The organism is Paenibacillus sp. 01L418 (assembly GCF_056400045.1).
The window spans coordinates 1-8,866 of sequence record NZ_JBFTSN010000272.1; the positions used below are offsets into that span (position 1 = coordinate 1).

Here is an 8,866-nt window from a genome sequence, read left to right on the forward strand (position 1 = left end):
TTTTCGAAATATAACAAAGTATAGAAATGAAGCTTATGTTCTACATATATTTTGCTGTGAAGTTCACGGAAAGGACGATCATTCCATGCCGAACTCTCATACAACATAGAAAGCGGTTATTTAAGCATCAACAAACACAAAGCTTTAGAGGAGGAAATGGGTATGATTGTAGGCGTACCAAAAGAAATTAAACAAAGCGAGTACCGTGTTGCCTTAACTCCCGCTGGCGTTACGATGTTGTCAGGAGCTGGGCATAAAGTGCTTGTAGAAACAGGAGCGGGCAGCGGCAGTGGTTTTGAAGACAGCGTTTACGAGCGTGAAGGTGCTGAGATCGTTGCGACCGCAGCAGAGGTATGGACGCGTGCGGAAATGATTATGAAGGTGAAAGAGCCTCTTTCAGAGGAGTTCGGTTATTTTCGCGAAGGCTTGTTGCTGTTTACGTACTTGCATTTGGCCGCCGCCCCTGATTTGACGAAAGCGCTAGTCGACAGTGGAGTGACGGGTATCGCTTATGAGACGATACAACTTGCAAACGGCAGCCTGCCGCTGCTTACGCCGATGAGTGAAGTGGCAGGCAGAATGTCAGTGCAGGTAGGTGCGCAGTTTTTAGAAGCGTTTAACGGTGGAAGAGGGGTGCTGCTAGGCGGGGTTCCAGGCGTTCCACCAGCAGAGGTCGTCATTATTGGTGGAGGAATTGTAGGGACGAATGCGGCGAAAATTGCGCTGGGGATGGGTGCAAATGTAATTATTTTGGAGAAAAGTGCCGACCGTATGAGATATTTGGATGATATATTTGGCGGAAGAATTCATACGCTAATGTCGAGTCCGTATCATATTGCAGAAGCTGTTGCAAAAGCAGATTTGCTTATAGGGGCAGTTCTTATTCCAGGTGCACGCGCACCACATTTGGTAACAGAACCGATGGTACAAAGTATGAAAAAAGGTGCAGTAATCGTCGATGTAGCAGTCGACCAAGGCGGATCGATTGCAACGGTAGACCGGCCGACAACGCATAAAGATCCAATCTATATGAAGCACGGGGTCGTTCATTATGCCGTTGCTAATATACCAGGCGCAGTGCCGCGGACGTCGACTATCGCTTTAACGAACGTAACGAGCTCCTATGCGCTTGATTTGGCGAATAATGGCATGAACGCTGTTCAAAAAAGCTTGCCGCTGCAAAAAGGCGTGAATACTCATGCAGGTAAAGTAACGTATAAGCCGGTTGCTACAGCGACCAATCAGCCTTATGTGCCAATAGAAAATTTGTTGAATAACGTTCCTTACGAGCAATTGAAGGATGATTGACATAATAGAACCTGCCTCCTCATATGGTGATACGGATGGACAAGTGACAACGTATCGGCTAATGAAGGAGGCTGGTTTACATGGTTTTCTCGATACGGAGATGGACGAGCCGTATTTTCTTTATTTTTGTTTTTGTAGTTTTGCTTTTTGTCGTCACAGGGGGCTATCGCTGGCTTGCCGACGCGATTTCACCTATCCATCCTTATCGTGAGCCTAAAGGGCATGCCATGAAGGTTTTTGTGACGGACCCTAACTCTCCAGACAGTAAAGATGCTGCCGATCGGCTTCGCTGGTTTTATTGGTATGGAGAGTAAAGGATTGTTAAGGTTGTGCAGATAAACGATCTCAAGCAGGATTAATAGAGTCGAATGTTGAATATTTTTGTAGAAAAGCATGTTAGAATGGTGTCTTATGTGAAAGGAAGTCCAATGAAGGCTCATTTAAATCGCTACATTCAACATTTGCAGGTAGAACGAGGTTTGTCAGCAAATACGCTTTCTTCATATGAGCGGGATTTGAATCAATTTATAGCTTATATTGACCAGCAAGGCTTGACAGAGCTTACTGCTGTGAAGCGGCATCACATGTCGAGGTATATGCTCCACTTGAAGGAACAGGGTAGGAAAGCCGCTACGTTATCCAGGCACATCGTGTCAGTACGAGCATTTTTTCATTTTCTTCTCGCAGAGGACGTTATTCAAAGCAATCCGTCTATCTATATGGAGGCCCCAAAGCAGGAGAAGAAGCCGCCAAGCATATTAAGCGTTTCTGTGACGAATAAGCTGCTTGAGACGCCGAATTGCTCAAGTGCAGCCGGCAAACGTGACAAAGCCATGCTGGAGCTCATTTATGCAACAGGAATAAGAGTGTCGGAGCTTGTCTCGCTTAATATTGAGCATGTTAATATGCAGCTAGAATTTATTCAATGTATGGGTACAGGCCAAAAGGAACGACTTGTTCCTTTCGGGAAATTAGCTTCGGAGGCAATTGTAGACTATTTGCAATATGGCCGTGATGAATTGCTGACAGAAAGAGCGTCTGAATCGGCGTTGTTTCTAAATCATTTAGGAACACGTTTGACAAGACAAGGATTTTGGAAGACGATAAAGAAGTACGCGAAGGAAGCTGGGATTGAAGAAGAGATTACGCCACATACGCTTAGACATTCCGTAGCAGCACATTTACTCGATAACGGAGCGGATATTCGTTCTGTTCAGGAATTGCTTGGACATGCGGATATATCATCTACGCTCAAGTATACCCAGGTGTCCAAAGAGCGAATGAAAGAAGTTTATTCTCGAGCTCATCCGCGTGCTTAACAAAGGTCGACATCGATAAATCCCAATTACAGAGGAGGTAGTCATACATATGAGATTTGATCGAATAACAGTAATCGTATTGGATAGCGTTGGAATAGGTGAACTGCCAGATGCTGAGGCATTCGGTGATCTTGGCTCACATACGCTAGGCCATATCATAGAAAAAGCACCGTCAACGCAGCTTCCGAATCTTAGAAGATGGGGGCTTGATCGAATAGCGAGCATCCATGATTGGAGTCCATCTTCAGAAGCTCCCGCAGCATATTATGGTAAAATGGCTGAGGTGTCCGTTGGAAAGGATACGATGACTGGGCACTGGGAGCTAATGGGGCTAGAAATGACAGTGCCATTTCAAACGTTTCCGGAAGGTTTTCCTCCTGAGCTGCTTACTCCATTCGAGGAGCGAACAGGCCGTAAAGTCATTGGAAACAAACCAGCAAGCGGTACAGACATACTCGATGAGCTGGGTGCCGAGCAAATGGAAACTGGTGCATGGATTGTATATACATCAGCTGATAGTGTATTTCAAATTGCTGCGCATGAGGGCATCATTCCGCTCGAGGAGCTCTACCGAGCTTGTGAAATAGCAAGAGAGCTGACAATGGACGAGCGCTTCACAGTAGGGCGCGTCATCGCAAGACCTTATATTGGCGAGCCAGGCGCTTTTAAACGAACGCCTAATCGTCATGATTACGCGGTGAAGCCTCCACAGCCAACAGTATTGAATGCGTTGAAGGACGCTGGTTTCGATTCCATTGCAATTGGGAAAATCAATGATATTTTTGACGGAGAAGGCATTACAGCTTCTACTCCGACCAAAAGCAATGCGGACGGCATCGACAAAACGATCGAACAACTGAAGCAGCCTTTTAAAGGCCTTCTGTTCACGAACCTTGTAGATTTCGACTCGCTTTATGGCCATCGCCGCGATCCAATTGGCTACGCCTCCGCTTTGGAAGAGTTCGACGTAGCAATTCCTTTGCTTGAGAAACAGCTTGGCGAGCGAGACTTGCTTATCGTGACAGCGGACCATGGCAATGACCCCGTACATCCAGGTACAGACCATACTCGTGAATACGTACCAATATTGCTCGTGAGTCCTGCTTTTAACGAGCCAGGGCCTCTCCAAGTACGTTCTACGTTCTCTGATCTTGGAGCAACAATAGCCGATAATTTTGGTGTTGCAGCACCACCTAACGGAACCAGCTTCCTGTCTGAGCTTATTACACGGGAACAAAAATAATTTTTTTTACAATTGGGTACAAATCGTTTTATGAACATACTTTTAGGAGGAAATAGAATGACAACAATTACTTCGGCAGGACTAACAGCAGCAAACATTAAGGAAGCAGCACAATATATCGAGGCTCAAACAGAGCAAAGACCGGAAATTGGTTTGATTATGGGTTCGGGACTTGGCGTGCTTGGAGACTATTTGGAAAATGCGATTACGATTCAATATCATGATATTCCTCATTTCCCAATTTCCACTGTTGAAGGACATGCGGGCGAGCTGCTCATTGGTACACTTTCGGGCAGAACGGTATTGCTGATGCGCGGTCGTTTTCATATGTATGAAGGTTATGGTCCGGAACTAACGGCATTTCCTGTACGTGTCATGAAGGCGCTAGGTGTGAAGACATTGCTTGTTACCAATGCAGCTGGTGGAGTCAATATGGATTATGAAGCAGGCAACCTAATGTTGATTTCAGACCATTTGAATATGACTGGCAAAAATCCGTTAATCGGACCAAATGACAACGAGCTTGGCGTAAGGTTCCCAGATATGTCGGAGGCATACAGCAAGCGTCTGCGTGCTGTTGCAAGAGATATTGCAAAAGAGCAAGGCTTTACACTTCGTGAAGGTGTGTATGCTGGTTTGCTTGGACCAACTTATGAGACACCAGCAGAAATTCGAATGCTGCGGGTTCTTGGAGCTGATGCTGTCGGAATGTCGACTGTTGCCGAAGTCATTGCAGCGCGTCATTCAGAGATTGAGGTCATCGGAATATCGTGTATTAGCAATATGGCAGCGGGTATTTTGGATCAACCGCTGTCGCATGGAGAAGTTATGGAAACGACTGAACGTGTCAAGTCCCAATTTTTGGGTCTAGTTAATGCATTGATTGCGAAAATGTAACAAATTCGTAACACAATTGTAATATATTCGTCGACTCAATATGACAGTGTTTTTTTTACGTTTCGTCGTATAATGTCCATGATCAAAGAAAGATGGAGTGGACAATGACATGGACAAGCAAGTTCTCACGCAGATGGAGCAGTTGCGTAAAAAAATGATAGAAGCAGCTCTATTGAATGAAAGCCTTCAGCACTTGGACGTGCTTGTACTAAGCCAGACTTTAGATGAGATTATTGTCCAGGTGCAGAGGGAACGACGCGCTTTATAACGGATCAACAACGTAATGGTGAATGGAGAGGGACAAATGCGGTCGGTAGATCTTATACAGAAGAAAAGAGATGGCGGCGAGCTGACCGCTTCGGAGTTAACTTTTTTAATTGATGGTTATTCTCGTGGCGATATCCCGGATTATCAGCTGTCAGCATGGGCGATGGCTGTTTTTTTTCAAGGGATGACGCCTAGAGAAACAGCAGCTTTAACGCTTGCAATGGCTAATTCAGGCGATCAGGTCGATCTTGGTCCTATTAGCGGAATTAAAGTCGATAAACATAGCACAGGAGGCGTGGGGGATAAAACAACTTTGATCCTTGCGCCATTAGTCGCATCCGTAGGCATTCCTGTTGCCAAAATGTCCGGTCGAGGCTTAGGCCACACTGGCGGCACGATTGATAAGCTGGAATCCATTGAAGGCTTTCGTACGGAGCTCTCACGCGAGAAATTTATGACTCAGGTGAACGATATTGGTTTATCCGTCATAGGGCAAAGCGGAAATCTTGCGCCAGCGGATAAGAAGCTATATGCTCTTCGTGATGTTACCGCTACAGTAGAATCCATTCCACTTATCGCAAGCTCAGTAATGAGCAAAAAAATTGCTGCAGGCGCTAATGCCATCGTGCTTGATGTCAAAACAGGCAGTGGAGCATTTATGAAAACGCTAGAGCATTCTGAGCAATTAGCGCAAGCGATGGTAGATATCGGAACAGAAGTCGGACGCAATACGGCTGCTGTTATAAGTGATATGGATCAGCCGCTTGGCTTTGCGATCGGAAATGCTTTAGAAGTACAAGAATCAATTGAAACGCTCAAAGGAAATGGCCCTGAGGATCTTACAGAGCTTTGTTTAACGCTTGGGGCACATATGGTTATCTTAGGCGGGAAATCCGATTCTGTGGAGTCTGCGAAGCAGCTGCTGCGTGATCAGATCGCAAGCGGAGCAGCTTTAGATAAGTTCAAAGCATTTATTACTGCACAGGGTGGGGACGCTTCAATTGTTGATGATCCAACGAAGCTTCCGCAAGCTCCTTTCATTGTAGAAGTGAAAGCTTCGGACTCTGGTTTTGTCAACGCGATTGAAGCCGAACAGCTGGGGATAGCCGCTATGCTGCTTGGTGCAGGAAGGGCGACATACGATGCTTCAATTGATTACGCCGTTGGAGTCACGCTTCGCAAGAAGTTTGGAGATCCTGTAAATGCTGGTGATACGCTTGCCCTGCTTCATGTCCGTGAATCAAATGAATCCACACTTGCAGTTGCTGAGCGAGTAAAGCAAGCATATACGATATCTTCGGAGAAGCCGCTGTCTCGTCCATTGCTATTATCCGTAATAACAGCAGAAGGCATTACTAGGTATAATTAAATATTTTATTATGAAATCCGCTCCGCAATTTGGGGGCGGATTTTTTTGCGTTTCAATTAACTCTAGCTGATGGAATAATTTCCAACTTAAGAGTCAACACTAAAAAGAGAAATATAAGCGAATTGCGCAGCTTAGAACACTTACGAAGTAAGTTTTGCTTCTCAAAACTAAGCAAATGCTTACGAAGCAAGTTTTGCTTCTCAAAACTAAGCAAATGCTTACGAAGCGAGTTTTGCTTCACAAAACTAAGCAAATGCTTACGAAGCGAGTTTTGCTTCTCAAAACTAAGCGGATGCTTACGAAGCAAGTTTTGCTTCTCAAAACTTTTACAGGAGGAGATTTAGTTGGTAAATCGTACTATGAAGCTCTGTATAATCATTCTTGCATTCGCGCTTGTGCTGCCGACAGCCGCTTTTGCTGCTGTGGAGCCAACACCAGCTCCCGGTCCGACCCCTGCGCAGCAAAGTCAGGCCTCTAACGCTAATTTAGCACCTTCAGCTCGTTCTGCCATCCTTATGGATGCGGATAGCGGGACGGTTATTTACGAAAAAAATAGCCATGATAAGCTACCGCCTGCAAGTATCACCAAAATAATGACGCTGCTGCTTATTATGGAGGCACTTGATGACGGCAAGATTAAACTTACAGACAAGGTACAAACGAGCGAATACGCAGCATCTATGGGCGGCTCTCAAATCTTTCTTGAGCCGGGAGAAGAAATGACCGTAGACGATATGATTAAGGGCATAGCGCTCGCATCAGGCAATGATGCATCCGTGGCTATGGCTGAGAAGCTTGCGGGTACAGAGCAGCAATTCGTAACGATGATGAATGAGCGGGCCCAGCAGCTTGGCATGAACGATACACAGTTTTCTAACCCAAACGGCCTGCCTGTAGCCAATCATTTCTCATCGGCGCATGATATTGCGGTGATGTCTCGGGAGCTCTTAAAGCATTCGGAAGTAACCAAATATACAGGGCTTTATCAGGATTACTTAAGGAAGACGTCCGCGAAGCCTTTCTGGCTCGTAAATACGAATAAGCTAGTACGTTTTTATAGTGGCGCAGATGGTTTGAAGACTGGCTTCACGAGTGAAGCAAAATATTGCTTATCGGCAACAGCTAGGCGTGATGACATGCGCGTCATTGCTGTTGTAATGGGAGAGCCGGATACGAAAACCAGAAATGCTGAAGTTTCGCAAATGTTCGATTACACGTTCGCGCAGTATATGAATCACTCGATTATTAAAGAAGGCGAGTCGATGGGGACGCTGAAAATCGAGAAGGGCACTGCCGCGGAACTTCCGCTTGTCGCTAAGCATGCGTACAGCGTTCTGCTTAAAAAGGGCAGTCCAACAAAAGATATCCGTTATGAGCTAAAAATTGCGGGTCCGCTCAAAGCGCCAGTTCAAATCGGTCAACCGATTGGCAAGCTTGTTGTCTATCAAGGCGATCAAGTGCTCAAAGAATTTGATGTGGATGCTCCCTTGTCTGTTGAACGGGCAGGCTGGTGGAAATTGTTGAAGCGTTCTTTCTCTGGTCTATTTGCGTAACAAACACATAAACTTTATGTCTGAAAGCGACTCGTTTTTTGTCAGCTGTTAGCGGTATGCTTCTAGTTTTGTCGGCATGCAGGAATCGTGAAGCATTTTGGAGAATTGCTAGTTCTATCTCGGCAAGTGTAAACGGCTGAACCTGACTCACCGCAGATCAGTCCACGTTTCACGGTGAAAGGTTAGGAGAGGTATAGGTATGACCTATTCTTTCTTAATAGATAAGCAGGTATATCGTTTTCTTATACTTGCCTTATGGTTCACCGTCAAAGCTGCTTTAGCGTCCGAAAGACGCCAAAGACGTTTGCTTGTGTTTGAAAAAACCTAGAGGAGATGAACAGCATAATGAGTCTGCAAGCAGAATTGGAGCAATACCGCAATGTGCTGATCGTAAGGCTTCGGGGCGAGTTGGATCATCATACTGCCGATGTCGTACGCTTTAAGATGGAAGAGGCTCTACTTCGCGGTAACAGCGAGCATGTCATTCTTAGCTTGAAGGAGCTGCAGTTCATGGACAGCTCCGGTCTAGGCGTCATATTGGGCCGATACAAGCAGGTGAAGAGCAAGGGTGGCAAAATGGTCGTCTGCGATGTGAATCCGAATGTTCATCGCCTATTCGAAATGTCGGGTCTGTTCAAAATTCTGACGATTCATGAAAACGAACGTACCGCAATTTCTAGTTTGGAGGTGGTGTCATGAACGGTTCCAATGAAATGACGCTTTCCTTCAGCGCCCGATCGGAAAACGAAGCCTTTGCACGAATCGCGGTAGCTGCATTTGTGTCACAGCTGGATCCGACGCTCGAGGAGCTGAATGATTTGAAAACGGCTGTGTCCGAGGCTGTAACGAATGCGATTATACATGGCTACGAGAACGATCCTACTTGTCAGGTCATTATTGAGGCAAGAAT

Annotated in this window: 10 protein-coding genes; all 10 read left to right on the forward strand. The window is 45.7% G+C overall.

The genetic code is table 11. From position 1 onward, the window contains the following. Positions 1 to 162: 162 nt before the first annotated feature. The gene (ald, locus tag AC1DSE_RS24385) at positions 163 to 1,308 is read left to right on the forward strand and encodes an alanine dehydrogenase (protein ID WP_477510526.1); all 1,146 of its coding nucleotides are present in this window, start codon (positions 163 to 165) and stop codon (positions 1,306 to 1,308) included. Positions 1,309 to 1,388: 80 nt separating this feature from the next. After that, positions 1,389 to 1,622, forward strand: a complete 234-nt coding sequence (locus tag AC1DSE_RS24390; RefSeq protein ID WP_054024318.1) for a DUF4227 family protein — start codon at positions 1,389 to 1,391, stop codon at positions 1,620 to 1,622. 114 nt (positions 1,623 to 1,736) lie between these two features. Further along, positions 1,737 to 2,627, forward strand: a complete 891-nt coding sequence (gene xerD / locus AC1DSE_RS24395) for a site-specific tyrosine recombinase XerD (RefSeq protein ID WP_477510562.1) — start codon at positions 1,737 to 1,739, stop codon at positions 2,625 to 2,627. 49 nt (positions 2,628 to 2,676) lie between these two features. Beyond that, positions 2,677 to 3,870 carry a phosphopentomutase gene (gene deoB, locus AC1DSE_RS24400; RefSeq protein WP_477510527.1) on the forward strand — a complete coding sequence of 398 codons (1,194 nt, stop codon included), beginning with the start codon at positions 2,677 to 2,679 and terminating at the stop codon, positions 3,868 to 3,870. A 57-nt stretch (positions 3,871 to 3,927) separates the two neighbouring features. After that, entirely contained in the window at positions 3,928 to 4,767 is an 840-nt protein-coding gene (locus AC1DSE_RS24405) for a purine-nucleoside phosphorylase (RefSeq protein ID WP_076271395.1), read from the forward strand. 109 nt (positions 4,768 to 4,876) lie between these two features. Then, the gene (locus tag AC1DSE_RS24410; RefSeq protein WP_083682665.1) at positions 4,877 to 5,035 is read left to right on the forward strand and encodes an aspartyl-phosphate phosphatase Spo0E family protein; all 159 of its coding nucleotides are present in this window, start codon (positions 4,877 to 4,879) and stop codon (positions 5,033 to 5,035) included. 36 nt (positions 5,036 to 5,071) lie between these two features. Beyond that, on the forward strand, positions 5,072 to 6,403 hold the full coding sequence (locus tag AC1DSE_RS24415; protein WP_441883335.1) for a pyrimidine-nucleoside phosphorylase: 1,332 nt from the start codon (positions 5,072 to 5,074) through the stop codon (positions 6,401 to 6,403). Between the two features lie 359 nt (positions 6,404 to 6,762). Continuing rightward, on the forward strand, positions 6,763 to 7,956 hold the full coding sequence (locus AC1DSE_RS24420) for a D-alanyl-D-alanine carboxypeptidase family protein (RefSeq protein WP_477510563.1): 1,194 nt from the start codon (positions 6,763 to 6,765) through the stop codon (positions 7,954 to 7,956). Between the two features lie 345 nt (positions 7,957 to 8,301). Further along, positions 8,302 to 8,655 carry an anti-sigma F factor antagonist gene (gene spoIIAA / locus AC1DSE_RS24425; RefSeq protein ID WP_076271393.1) on the forward strand — a complete coding sequence of 118 codons (354 nt, stop codon included), beginning with the start codon at positions 8,302 to 8,304 and terminating at the stop codon, positions 8,653 to 8,655. Then, the coding region (locus AC1DSE_RS24430) for an ATP-binding protein (RefSeq protein WP_477528316.1) at positions 8,652 to 8,866 on the forward strand (215 nt) is incomplete at its 3' end. The genes spoIIAA and AC1DSE_RS24430, both read left to right, overlap by 4 nt.

Excerpts from the sequence above, each read along its gene's own strand:
- ald (WP_477510526.1), top strand. The coding sequence starts at position 163 with ATGATTGTAGGCGTACCAAAAGAAATTAAACAAAGCGAGTACCGTGTT.
- AC1DSE_RS24390 (WP_054024318.1), top strand. The coding sequence starts at position 1,389 with ATGGTTTTCTCGATACGGAGATGGACGAGCCGTATTTTCTTTATTTTT.
- xerD (WP_477510562.1), top strand. The coding sequence starts at position 1,737 with ATGAAGGCTCATTTAAATCGCTACATTCAACATTTGCAGGTAGAACGA.
- deoB (WP_477510527.1), top strand. The coding sequence starts at position 2,677 with ATGAGATTTGATCGAATAACAGTAATCGTATTGGATAGCGTTGGAATA.
- AC1DSE_RS24405 (WP_076271395.1), top strand. The coding sequence starts at position 3,928 with ATGACAACAATTACTTCGGCAGGACTAACAGCAGCAAACATTAAGGAA.
- AC1DSE_RS24410 (WP_083682665.1), top strand. The coding sequence starts at position 4,877 with ATGGACAAGCAAGTTCTCACGCAGATGGAGCAGTTGCGTAAAAAAATG.
- AC1DSE_RS24415 (WP_441883335.1), top strand. The coding sequence starts at position 5,072 with ATGCGGTCGGTAGATCTTATACAGAAGAAAAGAGATGGCGGCGAGCTG.
- AC1DSE_RS24420 (WP_477510563.1), top strand. The coding sequence starts at position 6,763 with ATGAAGCTCTGTATAATCATTCTTGCATTCGCGCTTGTGCTGCCGACA.
- spoIIAA (WP_076271393.1), top strand. The coding sequence starts at position 8,302 with ATGAGTCTGCAAGCAGAATTGGAGCAATACCGCAATGTGCTGATCGTA.